General features: G+C 70.3%; 13 protein-coding genes. 6 read left to right on the top strand and 7 right to left on the bottom strand.

The annotated features are described in order from the left end of the window. Positions 1-48: 48 nt before the first annotated feature. Entirely contained in the window at positions 49-654 is a 606-nt protein-coding gene (locus tag ACZ6Z4_RS27720; RefSeq protein ID WP_465570039.1) for a TetR/AcrR family transcriptional regulator, read from the top strand. Here the strand turns inward: ACZ6Z4_RS27720 and ACZ6Z4_RS27715 are convergent. Then, positions 647-1,645 carry a LacI family DNA-binding transcriptional regulator gene (locus ACZ6Z4_RS27715; protein ID WP_465570036.1) on the bottom strand — a complete coding sequence of 333 codons (999 nt, stop codon included), beginning with the start codon at positions 1,643-1,645 and terminating at the stop codon, positions 647-649. The genes ACZ6Z4_RS27720 and ACZ6Z4_RS27715 overlap by 8 nt on opposite strands. A 135-nt stretch (positions 1,646-1,780) precedes the next feature. Here ACZ6Z4_RS27715 and ACZ6Z4_RS27710 point away from each other — a divergent pair, with 135 nt between their 5' ends. Then, entirely contained in the window at positions 1,781-3,685 is a 1,905-nt protein-coding gene (locus ACZ6Z4_RS27710) for a glycoside hydrolase family 30 beta sandwich domain-containing protein (protein ID WP_465570034.1), read from the top strand. Between the two features lie 127 nt (positions 3,686-3,812). Further along, positions 3,813-5,321 carry a GMC family oxidoreductase gene (locus tag ACZ6Z4_RS27705; RefSeq protein WP_465570032.1) on the top strand — a complete coding sequence of 503 codons (1,509 nt, stop codon included), beginning with the start codon at positions 3,813-3,815 and terminating at the stop codon, positions 5,319-5,321. Positions 5,322-5,329: 8 nt separating this feature from the next. On the opposite strand, the gene ACZ6Z4_RS27700 is transcribed toward ACZ6Z4_RS27705, so the two are convergent. Both ACZ6Z4_RS27700 and ACZ6Z4_RS27695 read right to left on the bottom strand, forming a co-directional pair. Continuing rightward, a complete protein-coding gene (locus ACZ6Z4_RS27700; RefSeq protein ID WP_465570030.1) occupies positions 5,330-6,586 on the bottom strand; it encodes an amidase in 1,257 nt (418 codons plus the stop codon). 7 nt (positions 6,587-6,593) lie between these two features. After that, positions 6,594-8,144 (bottom strand): alkaline phosphatase D family protein, encoded by a 1,551-nt coding sequence (locus tag ACZ6Z4_RS27695; protein WP_465570027.1) that lies wholly within the window; start codon positions 8,142-8,144, stop codon positions 6,594-6,596. A gap of 113 nt (positions 8,145-8,257) precedes the next feature. Here ACZ6Z4_RS27695 and ACZ6Z4_RS27690 point away from each other — a divergent pair, with 113 nt between their 5' ends. Beyond that, complete coding sequence (locus ACZ6Z4_RS27690; protein ID WP_465570024.1) at positions 8,258-8,698, top strand: GNAT family N-acetyltransferase; 441 nt, start codon at positions 8,258-8,260, stop codon at positions 8,696-8,698. On the opposite strand, the gene ACZ6Z4_RS27685 is transcribed toward ACZ6Z4_RS27690, so the two are convergent. The 4 genes from ACZ6Z4_RS27685 to ACZ6Z4_RS27670 all read right to left on the bottom strand — a co-directional run bounded on the left by ACZ6Z4_RS27685 (position 8,691) and on the right by ACZ6Z4_RS27670 (position 13,055). Beyond that, complete coding sequence (locus ACZ6Z4_RS27685; RefSeq protein ID WP_465570021.1) at positions 8,691-10,127, bottom strand: ATP-binding protein; 1,437 nt, start codon at positions 10,125-10,127, stop codon at positions 8,691-8,693. The genes ACZ6Z4_RS27690 and ACZ6Z4_RS27685 overlap by 8 nt on opposite strands. Before the next feature lie 41 nt (positions 10,128-10,168). Beyond that, complete coding sequence (locus tag ACZ6Z4_RS27680; RefSeq protein WP_465570019.1) at positions 10,169-10,783, bottom strand: hypothetical protein; 615 nt, start codon at positions 10,781-10,783, stop codon at positions 10,169-10,171. A gap of 61 nt (positions 10,784-10,844) precedes the next feature. Continuing rightward, a complete protein-coding gene (locus ACZ6Z4_RS27675; RefSeq protein WP_465570017.1) occupies positions 10,845-11,513 on the bottom strand; it encodes a hypothetical protein in 669 nt (222 codons plus the stop codon). Between the two features lie 72 nt (positions 11,514-11,585). After that, positions 11,586-13,055: a CCA tRNA nucleotidyltransferase gene (locus ACZ6Z4_RS27670; RefSeq protein ID WP_465570015.1), complete on the bottom strand. Its 1,470-nt coding sequence runs from the start codon at positions 13,053-13,055 to the stop codon at positions 11,586-11,588. A 24-nt stretch (positions 13,056-13,079) separates the two neighbouring features. Between ACZ6Z4_RS27670 and ACZ6Z4_RS27665 the strand changes: the two genes are divergently transcribed. Then, positions 13,080-15,443, top strand: coding sequence for a DUF6049 family protein (locus tag ACZ6Z4_RS27665; RefSeq protein ID WP_465570013.1), 2,364 nt, complete (start codon positions 13,080-13,082; stop codon positions 15,441-15,443). Next, positions 15,436-17,091: a murein biosynthesis integral membrane protein MurJ gene (gene murJ / locus ACZ6Z4_RS27660; protein ID WP_363670446.1), complete on the top strand. Its 1,656-nt coding sequence runs from the start codon at positions 15,436-15,438 to the stop codon at positions 17,089-17,091. Before ACZ6Z4_RS27665 ends, murJ begins: the two co-directional genes overlap by 8 nt. Positions 17,092-17,242: the final 151 nt, after the last annotated feature.

Below are 17,242 nucleotides of genomic sequence, written 5' to 3'. Positions count from 1 at the left end.
CTCGGACGTTCTTGACCGTAGCGCACGTTCTAAGCAATGCTCAATAGCGTGAGTGTGGACGAGCCCGCGACGCCGGCCCGGCGCCGGCTGAGCGCCGACGACCGCCGCAAGCAACTGGTCGGGATCGGCCTGATGATGCTGCGCACCCAGCCGATCCACGACCTCTCGATCGACGCCGTCGCCGCCGAGGCGGGGATCTCGCGGGGCCTGCTGTTCCACTACTTCCCGACCAAGCGGGACTTCTACATCGCGGTGATGCGCGCCGCGGGGCGGCGCCTGCTGCGGGTCACCCGGCCGGACGACTCGCTGCCGCGGGCCGACCAGCTCCAGCAGATGCTGCTCGCGTTCGTCGCTTTCGTCGGGCGGCGGCGGGACTCCTACATTTCCTTCGTCCGCGGCGCTGCCGGCGGGGATGTCTTCGTCGTCGAGGTGTACGCCGAGACGCGCGCGGCGCTGACCGCGCGGGTGCTGGCACTGCTCGACCAGCCCGGCGAGGACCGGCCGGGGTCACCGCTGCGGCTCACCGTCCACGCGTGGTTGGCGTACGTCGAGGATTTGGCAATCGAGTGGTCGGGCCTGCCTGAGTCTGAGCGCCCGTACTCGGCCGAGCATCTGGTCGACCGCGCGCTGAACGCGCTGAAGGCGCTCAGCTAGCCGGGCCGGTGGAGCCGCGGACGACCAGCTCGGTGGCGAGCTCGACGTGGAGGGCTTCTACCTCGTGGCGGTCGAGGAGGCGGATCAGCAGGCTGACTGCCATTCGGCCCATCTCCTGGAGGGGCTGGCGGACGGTGGTGAGCATGGGCGAGGTCGCGCGGCTGACGTCGATGTCGTCGAAGCCTGCGACCGAGAGATCGTCCGGGACGCGGAGGCCGCGCTCGGCGGCTGCTTGCAGCGCGCCGACGGCGGCCTTGTCGTTGAAGGCGACGAGTGCGGTCGGGCGGTCGGGGAGGTCGAGCAGTTCGCCTGCCGCGCGGTGGCCCTCCTCGGTCGTCGGTTCGACGTAGCGGACGAGGGACGGGTCGGGCAGCGAGCCTGCGTCGGCGAGAGCTGCCGCATGGCCGCCGAGCCGGGCATCGCTGGCGAGCCACTCGCGGGGACCGGCGACGACGCCGATCCGCCGGTGACCGAGGCTCGTGAGATGCGCGCTGATCTGGCGCGCGCCGGAGAAGTGCGCGGCGGAGACGGAGGCGATGTCGCGCGGCAGCGGCGTCCGGGGATCGACGACGACGAACGGCGTGCGCCGGTTGCGGAGTTGGAGGAGCTCGTCAGGAGACTCCGGTGGAAGGATCAAAAGAGCACCAGCAATTCCTGACTGCTCTCGCAGAGTGGAAGCCACTCCTTGCCCTGCATTCAGCACCAGCTGCCGGCCGTGCCGGTCCAACGACTCGGCGATCGAGCTGACGATCAGGCCGAAGTAGTCGGTCAGCAGGTACGGGCAGCGCACGTAGACCGCGCCGGCAGCCGGCTTCGGCGTGCCGCCGCGTGGGCTCGGCGCGCGCAAGCCGAGCTCCTCGACCGCGCGCTCGACCAGGGCGCGGGTCTCCGGCGCGACGCTGCCCTGCTGGTTCAGCACCCGGGAGACGGTCGCGATCGACACCCCGGTGGCGGCCGCGACCTCGCGGACGGTCGCGCGTCCGCTAGGCATTTGTTACATCGCTTTGTTTCACGCTCAGCACCCTAGCGTGCCGCCTCAGCACCTTGACAGAGGTCGAGCCAGCGGAGTTTCCTGAGGCGATTTGTTGCAGCCGTGTTTCATCTGGGGACGAACCTGAGGAGTGCGATGAGAACACCGGCAGTCGCCGCCGCCCTGGCGCTCGCCACCGCTTCACTGACCGGCCCGGCCGCCGCCCAGGCGCACCGGCCACCGACCGAGCAGGCCCGCGTCTGGGTGACCACCCCCGACCGCGCCGAGCTGCTGCACGAGCGGGCTCCGGTCGCCTTCGCCCAGGGCGCGAGCAAGCACACCACGATCACGGTCGACCCCGGTACGACGTACCAGACCGTCGACGGCTTCGGTGCCTCGATCACCGACTCCTCGGCCGCGGTGCTCTACCAGCTCTCGGCCGCGGACCGCGAGAAGACGATGCGCTCGCTCTTCGACCCCAAGCAGGGCATCGGCGTCAGCTTCCTGCGCCAGGTCGTCGGCTCGTCGGACTTCACCGCGCAGACCGAGCACTACACCTACGACGACGTGCCCGCGGGCCAGACCGACTTCCCGCTGCGGCACTTCAGCATCGCCCACGAGCAGAAGCAGATCCTGCCGCTGATGCGCCGCGCCAAGCAGCTGAACCCGGCGCTCAAGGTGATGGCCACTCCGTGGAGCCCGCCGGCCTGGATGAAGACCGGCGACTCACTGGTCGGCGGACGGCTCAAGGACGACCCGCGGATCTACAACGCCTACGCGCGCTACCTGGTGAAGTTCGTCCAGGCGTACACGGCGGCCGGCGTACCGGTGGACTTCCTGTCGATCCAGAACGAGCCGCAGAACCGCACGCCCAGCGGCTACCCGGGCACGGACCTGCCGGTGCGTCAGGCGGCCGCGGTGATCGAGCAGCTCGGCCCGATGCTGAAGGCGGTCAGCCCGCGGACCAAGATCCTCGGCTACGACCACAACTGGACCACGCACCCGGGCGACGTCGCCAACACGCCGCCCGGTGAGGACCCGGAGACCGACTACCCGTACCAGCTGCTCAGCTCGAAGGCCGCGCGCTGGATCGCCGGTACGGCGTACCACTGCTACTCCGGCAACCCCTCCGACCAGAGCAAGCTGCAGCAGGCGTTCCCGGAGAAGGGCATCTGGTTCACCGAGTGCTCGGGCTCGCACGGGCCGAACGACACCCCGCCGCAGATCTTCCGCGGCACGCTCACCTGGCACGCGCGGACGCTGATGCTCGGCACCACGCGGAACTGGGCTCGCTCCGTGGTGAACTGGAACATCGCGCTGAACGCCGACGGCGGTCCGCACAACGGCGGCTGCGACACCTGCACCGGTCTGGTCACGCGGCAGGCCGACGGGACGGTGACCACCGACGCGGAGTACTACACGATCGGTCACCTGTCGAAGTTCGTGAAGCCGGGCGCGCGGCGGATCGGCTCCACGTCGTACGGGACGACCGGGTGGAACGGGCAGCTGATGTCGGCCGCCTTCCGCAACCCGGACGGGTCGACGGCGCTGCTCGTGCACAACGAGAACGACGAGCCGCGGTCGTTCGCGGTCGCGGTCGGTGGGAAGTCGTTCGAGTACACGCTGCCGGGCGGATCGATCGGGACGTTCGTGTGGGCGCGGGAGTTGCGTTCGGAGTACCGGGCGCTGCCGATCGCTTCGGCGACGGCTTCGGTCGGTGCTGATCTGGCGGCGTTCGCTGCTGACGACGACGGCTCGACGCTGTGGCAGAGCAAGGAGGCGATCGCTTCCGGCCAGTCCGTCGCGGTGGACCTCGGGACGGCGCGGACGGTTCGGCGGGTCGCGCTCGACAGCGGCGGGAACATCGGGGACTACCCGGGGACCTGGCAGCTGTCGTACAGCAACGACGGTACGACGTGGCGTCCGCTGAAGTCCGGTACGTCGGACGGCCAGCTCACCACCGTCGACGTTCCGCCGACACGGGCGCGGCACCTGAAGGTCACGTCGACGGGTGCGAGCGACCACTGGTGGACCCTCGCGGACGTGCGCGCCTACAGCTGACGCCGGGACGCAGCGGCCGGTCCCCCGCCCCGGGGACCGGCCGCTCCTTTGGTTGCCGCCGACAACTGAAAAGGCATGTTTTCGCCATTGGGTTGGTGCCTTCCGAATCAAGGACCACCGTGGGGGCATGGACACCTTTACGCACGTCGTCGTGGGTGCCGGCACCGCGGGCTCGGTCCTGGCGAACCGACTGAGCGCCGACCCGGCCAACAGCGTGCTGCTCCTGGAGGCGGGCCCGGACGAGATCCCCGAAACCAACTTGCAACTCTGGACCTTGTGGGAAGGCCCGTACGACTGGGCCTTCACCAGTACGCCGCAGGCCGGTCTGCACGGCGTCAGGGTCCCGCTGCCCCGGGGCCGGGTGCTGGGCGGGACCAGCGTGATCAACGCGATGCTGCACATCCGCGGTCACCGGACCAGCTACGCCGACTGGCCGGAAGGCTGGAACTACGACGACCTGCTGCCGTACTTCCGCCGGAGCGAGCGGAGCGACGGTGATCCGCGCTGGCGCGGCGCCGACGGGCCGATGACGCTGCCGACGCCGGTACCGCTCGCGCAGGACCCCTTCTACAGCGCCTTCCTGACGGCGACCGAGGAGGCCGGGATCCCGAGCCTGGTCGACGGCAACGGGGCGGACACCGAAGGTGTGGCCCCCCACGAGCTCAACGTGGTGGACGGCCGGCGCCAGAGCGCGGCGGACGCCTACCTCGATCCGGTCCGGGACCGACCGAACCTCGTCGTGACCACCGGCGCGCTGGTCCGCCGCCTGGTGCTCGACGGGACCCGGTGCACCGGTGTCGAGTACGACGTCGACGGCCGGACCGTGCAGGTCGCCGCCGCTCGCGAGGTGGTGCTGAGCGCCGGGGCGATCGGCTCACCCCACCTGCTGCAACTGTCCGGCGTCGGTCCGGCGGACCACCTGCGGGCGATCGGGATCGAACCGGTGCTCGACCTGCCGGACGTCGGCGCCAACCTGCAGGATCACCCGCAGGCGAATGTCAGCTTCGCGACGGCCGAGCAGGTCCCGGCGACGAGTCCGAACATGCCCCGGCTGGTCGTCCGGAGCTCACCGTCGGCCGACCCGGACCTGCTCATGATGCTTGCCCCGGGCAATATCGACGTCCGGTCACCCGACGACGATGTGGAGCCGTGGGGCACCCGCGGCTGGAAGCCCCCGAGCAAGCCTGGCTACACGTTCCTGTTCTCGGCCGCCCGCGCGAAGAGCCGCGGAACGGTACGGGCGGCCGGCCCGGACCCCACGGTCCGACCGGTGATCGACCTGGCCTACTACGAGAACCCGAGCGACCTGGACCGGATGGTCGACGGGCTCCGGCTGGCCCTGCGACTCGGCCGCTCGGACGCGTTCCTGAAGTGGCGCCTCGACGAGGGCGGCGCTGGGCACCGGCTGGAAACCGACGACGACCTCCGGGAGTACGTCAAGCTGAGCACCCGGACGTACTCACACCTGGTCGGGACCTGCGCACTGGGCCTGGTCGTCGACCCGGAACTGAAGGTGCGGGGGCTGGACGGAGTCCGGGTCGCGGATGCCTCGGTGATGCCCAGCGTGCCGTCGGCGAACACCAACGCCACCGTGCTGGCGATCGCCGAGAAGGCAGCGGACCTGCTGCTCGACTGATCCTGTGCTCAGAGCAGGTCCGCCCCCGTCCGGCCGGCGATCCAGAAGGCCGTGGCGGCCGCGGCTTCGTTGTCTCTGGCAACTACCTGGAGCCCGACCGGCAGGCCACGGACCGGCAGCGGGACACTGATCGCCGGAAAGCCCGTGAGATTTCCCAGGCGCGTGTTGCGCATCAGCTGCGCGCGGACCGCGGTCGAGTCCTCCAGATCCGCGACCGCCGAGATCAGCGGCGCGACCATCGGCACGGTCGGCAGCACCACAGCGTCGTACGTCGTCAGCATCGTCAGCACCTGCGCGCGGATCGTCTCGGCATCCCGCTGCGCCTGAACGTAGCGCGCGGCCGGGATCTCCGCCGCCTCCTTCAACCGCAGCTGCACGTCCGGCTGATACGCGCTCGTGTCCCGTCCGGCGTGGTTCGCCACCGCCTCCGGCCCCTGCAGATCGATCGCCGTCTGCCGAAGGCCGTCGGGCAGCTCGACCGGCGTCGTGGTCGCTCCGGCGGTCTGCAACCGCGCCAGACTCGCCGACCAGGCCTCGGCCACCTCGGCGTCGCACTCGGGTGTCGTCACCACCCCGAGCTTCGGCGCCGTCGCCATAGGTGCCGAGGGCAACGAATCGGTCAGCGCGGCCAGCGCGTACGTCGCGTCGGCGACGGTCGCGGTCAGCACCCCGACGTGATCCAGGCTCTGCGACAGCGGAAACACCCCGTCGGCCGGCAACGTCCCGTACGCCGGTTTGAAGCCGACCACTCCGCACAGCGCGGCCGGGATCCGCACCGAGCCGGCCGTGTCGGTCCCGATCGCCAGCGCCACGATCCCGGCCGCGACCGCGGCGCCGGCGCCCGAGCTCGACCCGCCGGTCATCCGCTCCGGGTCGTGCGGGTTGCGGCACGGGCCCACGCGGTTCGACGTACCGGTGCAGCCGTAGGCGAACTCGTGCGAGTGGCTGAGCCCGATCACGATCGCGCCGGCCGCGCGCAACCGGCGTACGACGTCGGCGTCGGTCTTGCCGATCTCGTCCATCGCCGCCGAACCGCAGCGGTAGGGCAAGCCCTCGACCTCGATGATCTCCTTCACCAGCACCGGAACGCCGGCCAGCGCGCCCTTCCGGTCGTGCCAGGCCGCGGCCGCCCGGGCGCCGTCGGAGTCGAGATGGACGACCGCGTTCAGCGCCGCGGCATCGCGCGCCCGGCCGAGCGCCTCCTCGACCAGGTCGGCCGGATCCAGCTCACCGGAGCGGACTTGGGCGGCGATCTCCTGAAGCATCGGGCTATCAGAGCACGTCGAGCGTCGAACTGCCCCTGCTCGTCCGAACCTGATAGCTGGTCGTGACCCCGGCGTTCGCGTGCAGCTTGTCGACCGCGCGGTAGGACAGCGTCGCGGCGTCCTGGGTGACCTCGAGGACGCCGTACCCGTGCTGCCGCATGTCGATCTGCTTCAGGTGCGGGTTGTACTGCAGGCGCTTCTGCTCCTCGGCCTTCGTCGCCGCCGCGGTCCTCAGGTCACCGGTGTTCGTCGACGACACCGACGGTACGACGAACTCGACGCCGGCCCTCTTGCTGCCGCCGGGGTTGCCCGGGCTGCCGGGCGCGAAGCCGGTGTCCCAGAGCTCGCCGGAGAAGGTGTCGTGGTCGTCACCGGTGACGACCACCAGGTCCGAGACCCGCTCGGCAGCGAGCGACAGCAGCTCGGTGCGCTCGGCGCCGTACCCGTCCCAGGTGTCCATGAACGCGCGCTCGCCGGCGGCGCCGGTGACCATGCCCATCATCATGTTCGGGTTCGCGAGCACCTTCCAGCGGGCGCCCGACGAGCGCAGCCCGTTCTCCAGCCAGGCCTTCTGCGGTGCGCCGAGCATCGAGCGACCGGGCGCGTCCGCGGCCGCGCAGACGATGCTGCCGCCGTCGTCGCAGGGCTGGTCGTCCTTGTACTGCCGGTTGTCGATCGCGAACAGCTCGACGGTCCGGCCGAGCTTCAGCGAGCGGTAGGTGCGGGTCATGTCGCCGGCGTACCGCGGGACCGGCATCCGCTCGAACCAGGTGTGCCAGGCCGCGGACTTCTTCTCCTGGAAGAACAGCTCGGGCAGCGTCCAGTTGTCCTTGCTGTAGTTGTTGCGGAACTCGTGGTCGTCCCACAACGGCAGGAACGCGTGCTGCTGGTGCATCGCGCGCAGGTCGGGGTCACTGCGGTAGAGCGTGTACTTCGCACGCATCGTCGGCAGGATCTGGGGATAGAGGTTGAGATCGATCCCGCGCACGCCGGGCACGGTCGCCTCGTACACGTAGTCCCCGAGGCAGACCACGAGGTCGAGATCCTCCTGCGCGAGATGCCGGTGCGTCGCGTAGTACCCCTCGGTGAACCCCTGGCAGGTGAAGAACCCGATCCGCACCGGCTGGTTCGAATCAGCCGGCCGCAACGTCTGGAACCGCCCGACCGGAGAGGCCGTGTCCTTCCCGCGGAACTGGTAGAAGTACTCCTCGCCCGCACTCAGCCCCACGGCCTGGAAGTGCACGCACCCGTCCCACTGCTTCTCCGCCACCACGGTCTCGACGACCACCGGCCGACTTAGATCCCGCTGCTTCGACACCACGACCGCCAGCTCGGCGTCCCCTTCGAAGACCCCGCGCGGCACCCGAGTCCACAGCGTCGCCCCGTCCGTCCGCGGGACCCCAGCCATCACTCCCTCGGGAAAAGTCGCTCCCCTGACGAGCGTCGCCGAAGCATCCGCCGCCGTCCGCAGCGTGGGCGCACCCCACGCCGGCCCGACACCAGCCGCTCCGACACCGGCCGCCACTACCCCACCGAGGACTGCTCTGCGCGTCACCATGCGAGAAATACTGAACGGTAATGATGAATTGGGGAAGACCTCACAGCAACCACTCGGTGACCGAGAGTCTCCGGAAACCTCGCCGTCACACCCCGTTGCTAGCGTCCGGATCCATGCTCGATCTCCGCCCGGCCACCCCCACCGACCCGGCCCTGATCATTCTCACCACCGCCCAGCAGTCAGAGCTAGCCGCGATCTACGGCGCCGACCAGCCCCTGGTCACCCCACACCCCGACACCGCCTTCACCCTGCTCCTCCTCGACGGCACCCCGGTCGGCTGCATCGGCCTCCAACCGGTCACCCCCACCCTCGGCGAGGTCAAACGCCTGTACGTCGCCCCACCGTTCCGCGGCCGAGGCCTCTCCCGCCTGCTCCTCACCCACTTGGAGTCCGAGGCCCGCAGCCAAGGCCTCATCACCCTCCGCCTCGAGACCGGCACCGAGCAGCACGCCGCCATCGCCCTCTACACGTCGTACGGCTACACCCCGACCCCGCCGTACCCACCCTTCGAGCACGAACCGGCGTCCCTCTGCTTCGCCAAGGAGCTCAGCTAGCTGGGCTGTAGAGATCCTTGAGGCCGAGCGTGAGGACGGCGGGGTCAAGATCAGGTTCGAAGCCGGCGCCGCTGTAGCAGGCCAGGATCGTGCCGGTGGTGTCGTAGTCCTTGGAGAGCAGCTCGCGGGCGCGCTCCAACCGGGCGATGTGACGGCGACCCATCACCTCACCCCACTTGACTTCGCCGAGCGACAGCAGCCTGCGACGCTGTCCCGGGAGTGCCGGACCCAGGACGACGACGTCGATCTCGATCTGGGTCCGCCGGGAGCGGTCCGCGACGATGCCGTGGCCGACCTCGGTCGGCAGGTCGCCGTACAGGTCGGCGGGTGCGCTCGCCGCGAACTCGCGACAGAGCTGCTCGAAGTGCGGACCGACGACCTGTGACGCGAACCGACGCCGGGCCGCGGACCAGACGTTCTCGGCACGTCCGCTCTCCAGCAGGCCCCACTGCGGGCGCATCACCACCTGGTAGAAGACCACCAGCGGCTCGGCCACCCGGTACGTCGAACGGCCGGACCGGAAGACGTCCTGGTCACGGCGCAACAGCCCACTGTCCTCCAGAACCAGCAGGTGATGACCGATGTCGGTGGACTTGCGACCGACGTAGTTCGCGATCCCACCCCGCGTCCCGTTGCCGTTGGCAACGGCTGCGAGCACCGAGTGGTACAACGCGGTGTCCCTGATCTCGGTCTCCTCCTCGAGCAGGTAGCGAGCCTCCCGGAAGAGTGGACTGGCCGGGCTGAGCACGGTGCGGAGCAGCCAGTCGTCAAAGTCGCCGGCGGACGTCGGTGCGTCATCGTCGACGAACCGCCGGTACGCCGGCGTCCCACCCACCACCGAGTGCAGCAGCGCCGCGACCTTCGGGTTATCGACCTGCCAGAACGCGGCGGCCAACCGGTAGTCGAACGGTTTGACGATCAGTTCGAGGTTCGCCCGGCCGCGCAGCGGCGCCGTGCCGGAGAGCAGCCCGCCCATCACCGACATCGCAGACCCACAGAGCAGCAACTGCGTTCTGCCGGCACCCGGGACCGCACGGTCGAACTCTCGCTGGAGGATCGATGGCAGCGCCGGAGACATCTTGCTCAGGTAGGGGAACTCATCGATGACCAGCGGCCCGGCAGCCGGAGGGAGGGAGAACAAGTACCGGACAGCGTCGTCCCAACTGTCGAACCGTGGTGGCGCCGCTGCCCCCACGTGCGTCGCAAGCGCTGTCGCGAACAACGAGAGCGACTCGGTCTCGGTCGCCTCGGTCGCACCGAAGTAGAGCCCGCCGGTCCGCTCGGCGAGCGCCTGCAGGAGGAAGGTCTTGCCCTGGCGCCGCCGCCCACTGACCACCCCGAGGCGGGGACGCTCGGGTGCACTGGCTGCGAACCGCGTCAGGTGCTGCCACTCGGCATCTCGGGCGAAGATCCAGGACGGCTTCTGCATAATGTAGAAGTGTACTTATTATAAATACAGTTATACAAGTATCAGGTGAGGGTGAGGACCAGGTCGGCGCCCTCGCGGTGGAAGCCGAGTTTGTTCAGGTAGCCGGCGGACTCGCGCATGCGGCGGGGGGCGACGACCTGGTGGAAGCCGTGGGCGGTGAAGACGTCGCTGCGGCGGTAGACGAACTCGCCGGGGGTGAAGTCGCGGTACTCGGGCAGGACGTAGTCGAGGTCGATCTGGGCGCGGCCGTCGCCGGCGTCGTGGGCGAGGACGACGCCGACGGTGCGTTCGCCGCGCTGGACCAGGAACGCGTACGGCGCGGTCGCCGCGGTGAAGTCGGGGTTGAAGCGGGTGATGTCCTTGGCGTGGGCGTCGAGGACGTGCTTCAGGTAGGCGTCGCCGGAGCCGACCTGCAGGACGGCGTACTCGGAGGTGTCGTGGCGGTGGCGGAGCAGGCGGTAGAGCTGGACGACGTTGATCACCGCGAGGACGGCGTTCATGCCGACCATCGGCCAGACGCCGATCACCAGGTTGAAGGCGACCAGGACGATGCAGCCGACCAGGTTCAGCAGCCGCAGGCGCAGGATCCGGGTCTGCAGCAGCGACACGACGACCAGGGCCGAGCCGCCCCAGCCGATGATGCTCCACAAGTCCATGGCCGGAGAGTAGACCAGCCCGGCCTGTGGACTGGCTTTTGTTCCACGTGGAACGGCGCGGTCAGGTCTCGCCGTTCTTGTCGAACCCGGTCAGCGGCACGTAGCTCGTCCACGGCCCGAGCGCGAAGTACCCCTGCCCGTACGGCGTGACCGCCGCCCCCGCCTGCCAGTACGGCACCCGCCGCAGCCCGATCCGCACGTACCGGACCTCCGGGTCCTCGCCCGCGCTCACCCGCGCCGCGTCCTGCGCGCAGGCCGGCACCGTCCGGGTCCCGTACTTCGGCTGCGTCCACACGATGTCGGTGGTCGACGGCCCGTGCTGCGGGTTGAAGAAGCACGGCACCCGCCGCTCCGGCACCGGCTCGCCCGCGACCCGCGCCTGCACGCAGACGATCGAGTAGCGCCCGGTCGCGAGCGCGTCGGTGACCGCGCTGATCCCGTCGGGCGAGCGGATTCCCTGCACCGCGCGCTGCGCGGCCTCGTACGCGTCCAGCGCGATCTGGAAGTCGATCCGCGCGTCGGCGTCCAGCGTGCGGCCGGTGACCCGGTGGTCGAGCCGGCTCAGCTCCTCGCCGAGCAGGGTGATGTCCTCGTCGGCCAGCCGACGGATCTCGGCCAGCTCCTCCGCGTCAGCCCGCCGGGCCGCTCTGCGGGTACTCCGGCGGTCCCACAGATACCGGCCGAGCAGCGCCACCCCACCGCCGCCGAGGGCGGCCAGCAACCACTCCATCCACAGAAGTTACCTTCCTGTGGACAGACCTGTGTACAACTCACAGGGCACGATCAGGTCACCCTGACCGGGTCAGCTACGGGCGGCCCACCAGGCGAGCAGCGCCTCGCGCGCGGCGTCGGCGCCGATCTCGCCGCGGTCCATCCGCAGCTCCATCAGGAACTTGTACGCCTCGCCGACCTCGCGCCCCGAACCGATCCCGAGCGTCTCCATGATCTGGTTGCCGTCCAGGTCGGGCCGGATCGCGTCCAGCTCCTCCTGCTCGCGCAGCCGGTCGATCCGCACCTCGAGATCGTCGTACGCCGACCGCAGGGCGTTGGCCTTGCGCTGGTTCCGCGTCGTCGAGTCGGCCCGGGTCAGCACGTGCAGCCGGCTCAGCAGGTCGCCCGCGTCGCGGACGTACCGGCGGACGGCGGAGTCGGTCCACTCGCCGCTGCCGTAGCCGTGGAAGCGCAGGTGCAGCTCGACCAGCTTGCCGACCTTCTGGATCTCGTCGTTGCTGAACCGCAGCGCCTGCATCCGCTTCTTGGCCAGCTTCGCCCCGACCACGTCGTGGTGGTGGAAGGTCACCTTGCCGTCGCCCTCGAAGCGCCGCGTCTTGGGCTTGCCGATGTCGTGGATCAGCGCGGCGAACCGGACCACGAAGTCCGGCGCCTCGATCCCGTCCTTGGCCAGCCGCGGCTCCAGGTCGATCGCCTGGTCGAGCACGGTCAGCGAGTGCTGGTAGACGTCCTTGTGCCGGTGGTGCTCGTCGAGCTCCAGCCGCAGCGCGGGCAGTTCGGGCAGCACGTGGTCGGCCAGCCCGGTCGAGACCAGCAGGTCCAGCCCCACCCGCGGGTACGGCGCGCAGACCAGCTTCACCAGCTCGTCGCGGACCCGCTCGGCCGACACGATCGTGATCCGGTCGGCCATCGCGGTCATCGCCGCCACCACCGCCGGGTCCGGGGTGAACGCGAGCTGGGCGGCGAACCGGGCCGCCCGCATCATCCGCAGCGGGTCGTCGGAGAACGAGTCCTCCGGGGTGCCCGGGGTCCGGATCACCTTGGCCGCGACGTCCTCGAGGCCGCCGTACGGGTCGACGAACTGGTGCGAGGGCAGCCGGACCGCCATCGCGTTCATCGCGAAGTCGCGCCGGGCCAGGTCGTCCTCGAGCGTCTCGCCGTACTCGATCTCCGGTTTGCGCGAGGTGGGATCGTAGGACTCCGAACGGTAGGTGGTGATCTCCAGGACCCAGTCGTCCTTGCGGCAGCCGATGGTGCCGAAGGCCTTGCCGATGTCCCAGACGTGGTCGGCCCAGCCGGTCAGCAGCCGCTGGACGACCTCGGGCCGGGCCGAGGTGGCGAAGTCGAGATCCTTGCTCCCACGATCGAGGAGAATGTCGCGAACAGGACCTCCGACCAGCGCGAGCTCGTGGCCGGCCGCGTCGAAGCGAGCACCCAGCTCGTCGACCACCGGGGCGATCTTCAGCAACGCCTGGACGCCTTGCCGCTGGATGGCGGACAGCGATCCGGAGGAGCGCGACTGGTCGGGAGTAGGAGACACGGGGAACTAGGTTACGGTGACGGCGTGTTCAGACGGCGACTGAGGCTCTGCGCGAGCGTGGGCGCGAGCCTGGTGATCGCTGCGTCGGTGGCGGCCCAGCCGGTCCCGGACGCGGTCGCGAGCCCCTCGGCGGAGGACCCGGTGGTCGACGTGACCATCGACTCCTTCACGCCGACCGCACCCAAGCCCGGCGACCAGGTGGTGATCACCGGCCGGGTCACCAACACCAGCCAGGCCACGCTGGTCAACTCGCAGGCCCAGGTCTGCATCGTCGACCGGCGGCTCACCACGCGCGCGCAGCTGGCCGCGATCCCGACCGAGGCCGACCAGCCGCTGAACGACCGCAACGACTGCGTCGGGCTGAACAACTCCGACTCCGCGACCTTCCAGGAGTACGACGCTCCGCTGGCGCCGAAGGCCACGGTCCCGTTCCGGCTCGTGGTCCGCTGGTCGGACTGGGGGCTGAAGGACAACCGGCCCGGTGCGTACACGGTCGGCGTCCGGTTCCGCGGCGACTACCGCAACGAGGACACCGACGAGTTCGGCCGGATCTCCGCCGGGCTGGCCCGGACGCTGATGCCGGTGGTCCCCGCGACGCCGCTGCCGCGCAAGGTGACCACCGCGCTGGTGGTCCCGCTGCGGCACCGCCCGACGCTGCTGACCGGTGACCGGTTCGCGAACGAGTCCCTGGCCGACGCCCTGGCTCCGGCCGGCGAGCTCGGCAAGCTGCTGGCGATCGGCAAGACCCAGAAGGTGACCTGGCTGGTCGACCCGGCGATGATCGACGAGGTCAAGCGGATGGTCGCCGGCTACCGCGTGACCGACAACGGCCAGACCCGCGCCGGCAAGGGCCAGAAGGTGGCCGCCGCCTGGTTCAGCACCTTCAGCGCCAGCCTGGCCCGGAACCCGGTCGTCATGCTCCCGTACGGCGACCCGGACGTCGGCAGCCTGATCGACGGCGGCGGCGCGCTGCGCGACCTGGTCGGCCAGGCCCGGACCGCGACCGAGCAGTTCAACCTCGGCGGCCCGCAGTACTTCCAGTCCGGGCTCTGGCTCGAGAACGGTGCCGCCAGCAGCCGCAACCTGGCCGCCGCCACCACCGGGTACGCCGGGACGAAGCCCGACGACGTGAACCTGGTCCCCAGCTCCGCGTGGACGCCCGACGCCCGCCCGGCGCTCGCGCCGACCCCGATGTACGACGTACTGACGCCCGAAGGCCCGGTGAAGAGCGTCCGGACGATCATCTCGGACTCGGCGCTGACCTCCGGCGGGCCGGACCCGTCGACCGCGAACGACCCGATCCAGGTCCGGCAGCGCTTCGCCGCCGAGACCGCGCTGCTGGCCGCGACCGGCAAGGGCCAGATCACCGTCGTCGCCGTGCCGCCGCGCGGCTGGGAGGACCCGGCCGCCGCGACGGCGGCGCTGGCCGGAGGCCTGACCCTGCCGTGGACGACACCGGTCGGCCTGGACGTGTTCTACCGCAACGACCCGAAGCACCCGCAGGCCAAGCCGGTGCTGACCAAGGGCCCGAACGTCCCGCGCTCCACGCCCGGCCTGACCGCGAACCAGCTGCAGCAGATCAAGTCGCTGGCGACCGCGACCTCGACGTACGTCTCGCTGCTGACCAACCGCGAGCGCGCCGACGAGAACCTGCGCCGCGCGCTCCTGCGCAGCGCGTCGAGCAGCTGGCGCGGTTTCCCGGACGAGTCGCAGCGGTTCACCACCTCCGAGCTGAGCTCGGTGAACTACTACCTCGGCAAGGTTCACCTGGTGACGAACTCCGGCGGCGCCGCCGGGACGCACCGCGAGCTCAAGGTGAACCTGTCCGGCAGCAAGGGCACCTTCCCGCTGACGATCGCCAACGAGCTGAACGTCTCGGTCCGGGTCCGGGTCGTGGTCCGCTCGGTGAACCGGACCGACCTGCGGATCGACCCGGTGCAGATCAAGACCGTGCCGCCGGGCCAGAAGGCGACGTACCAGATCGACGCGAGCGCCGAGCAGAACGGCCTGATCCGCGCCGAGGCCCAGGTGGTCACCGTCGACGAGCTGCCGGTCGGCAGCTCCCGCGAGCTGGTCATCCAGGCCGCGCAGTACGGCAGCGTCGGCTGGATCCTGGTCGGGTCCGCGGTCGCGCTGCTGTTCGGTACGTCGGCCGTCCGGATCTACCGCCGGGTGCGCTCCGAGCGCCGCAACCCGGCCCCCGAGCCCGGGTCCGACCCGCTGCACCCGGCGCCGATCGACCCGGCCGCGCTGGCTCTCGAGGAGCCGCGCAACGGGGTCGGGACCGACGACCCACATCCGGACGAGCCGAACCCGCTGGCCCCGGTCGAGCCGCTGCGGGTCACCCCCGAGAGTCTGAAAGAAGGAGTCGGGTCGAAGGATGGCTGACCGCACCCTGCGTTCCGCGGCGGTGATGGCAGCCGGGACGGTGCTGTCCCGCCTGCTCGGATTCGTCCGGATCGCCCTGCTCGCGGCCGCCATCGGCACCGCGCTGCGCGGCGACATCTTCACCGCCGCGAACACGATCCCGAACAGCCTCTACATCCTGCTGGCCGGCGGTGTCTTCAACACCGTGCTGGTGCCGCAGCTGGTGCGGGCGATCAAGAACCACGACGACGGCGGCCAGGACTTCACCAACCGGCTGCTCACCTTCGGTTTCGTGGTGCTCGCCGTCGTGACCGTCGGCTGCGTGCTGCTGGCGCCGGCGATCGCCGAGCTGTACCTGCCCAAGGAGCTGCACGACCCGTCCCGGGCGGCCGAGAAGGCGAACATGATCATGTTCGTCCGGCTCTGCCTGCCGCAGATCTTCTTCTACGGCGCGTTCGTGCTGGTCGGCCAGGTGCTGAACGCGCGGCGCCGGTTCGGCCCGATGATGTGGGCGCCGATCGCGAACAACATCGTCGCCTGCGCCTCGATCGTGGTCTTCCTGCTCGTCTACCGCACCGGCGACAACCCTGCGACGTACAGCACGAACGAGGAGCTGCTGCTCGGTCTGGGCCACACGGTCGGGATCGCGGTCCAGCTGCTCGTGCTGCTGCCGTACCTGCGGGCCAGCGGTCACCACTACCGCCCGAAGTTCGGCTTGCGCGGCACCGGCCTCGGCCACACCGCGAAGCTCGGCCTGTGGACAGTGCTGTTCGTCGCGGTGAACCAGGTGACGCTGGTCGTGGTGACGCAGCTCGCGATCGCCGGTAGCGCCAGCGACGACCCGGGCGCGAAGGCCGGTCTGTTCGCGTACAGCACGGCGATGCTGATCATCCTGGTGCCGCACGGCATCGTCACGGTCTCGCTGGCGACGGCCGCGATGCCGCAGATGTCCTCGCTGGCCGCGGACGGCGACGTCACCGAGGTGGCCCGGCTGTCGGCGCGGTCGATCCGGCAGACGCTCGCCATCGTCGTACCGGCGGCGGCCGCGATGGTCGCGTTCGCGCACCCGATCGTCTCGGTGATCGCCGGCTACGGCTCGGGCAAGAACAACCTGACGCTGATGGCGTACACGCTGATGACGCTGGCGCTCGGCCTGGTGCCGTACACGGTCCAGTACTTCCAGCTGCGCACCTTCTACGCCTTCGAGGACACCCGGACGCCGTTCTTCCTGCAGGTCGCGATCGCCGCCACCAACATCACCGCGGCGCTGGTCGGCGTCCGGGTGATCCTGGACGCCGAGCACCTGCGCTACAGCGGCGTGATGCTGGGGGCGGCGTACGCGCTGTCGTACCTGGTCGCGGTGGTGATCTCGCGCCGGGTGCTGTCCCGCAAGGTCCCGCGCGTGCACGGCGCCGGGATCGGGCTGCCGATGCTCGCGATGGTGATCGCCGCGGTGGTCGGCGCCGGGGTCGGCCGCGGCGTGCTGTCGCTGGTGAACGCGCAGGTCGAGTGGAGCGGGCCGGTCGCCTCGATCCTGCAGCTCGGGATCGGCGCCGTGGTGATGCTGCCGGTGTACGTCGGGGTGGCGCGGGTACTACGGATCCACGAGGTCACCGACGTGGTGTCCATGGTCACATCGAAGCTGCCCGGAAGGGCCCGCCGGTCCTGATCCGGGCCGCTTGTGCACTCGTGCCCGCCGGATGAGTGGTCCAGGGCACTAGCATGGGGCCTGCGATCGGCCGCCATCCGCTCGCAACCGGGTCCTCGCGACCGGATCCGGAGCGGAGACGCAGGCCGACCAGTGCATCGAGGAGGGCGAG

It is taken from the genome of Kribbella sp. NPDC104740 (assembly GCF_055583505.1).
The sequence above is the reverse complement of the archived record's forward strand: the minus strand, read 5'-3'. Positions and strand labels throughout refer to the sequence as shown.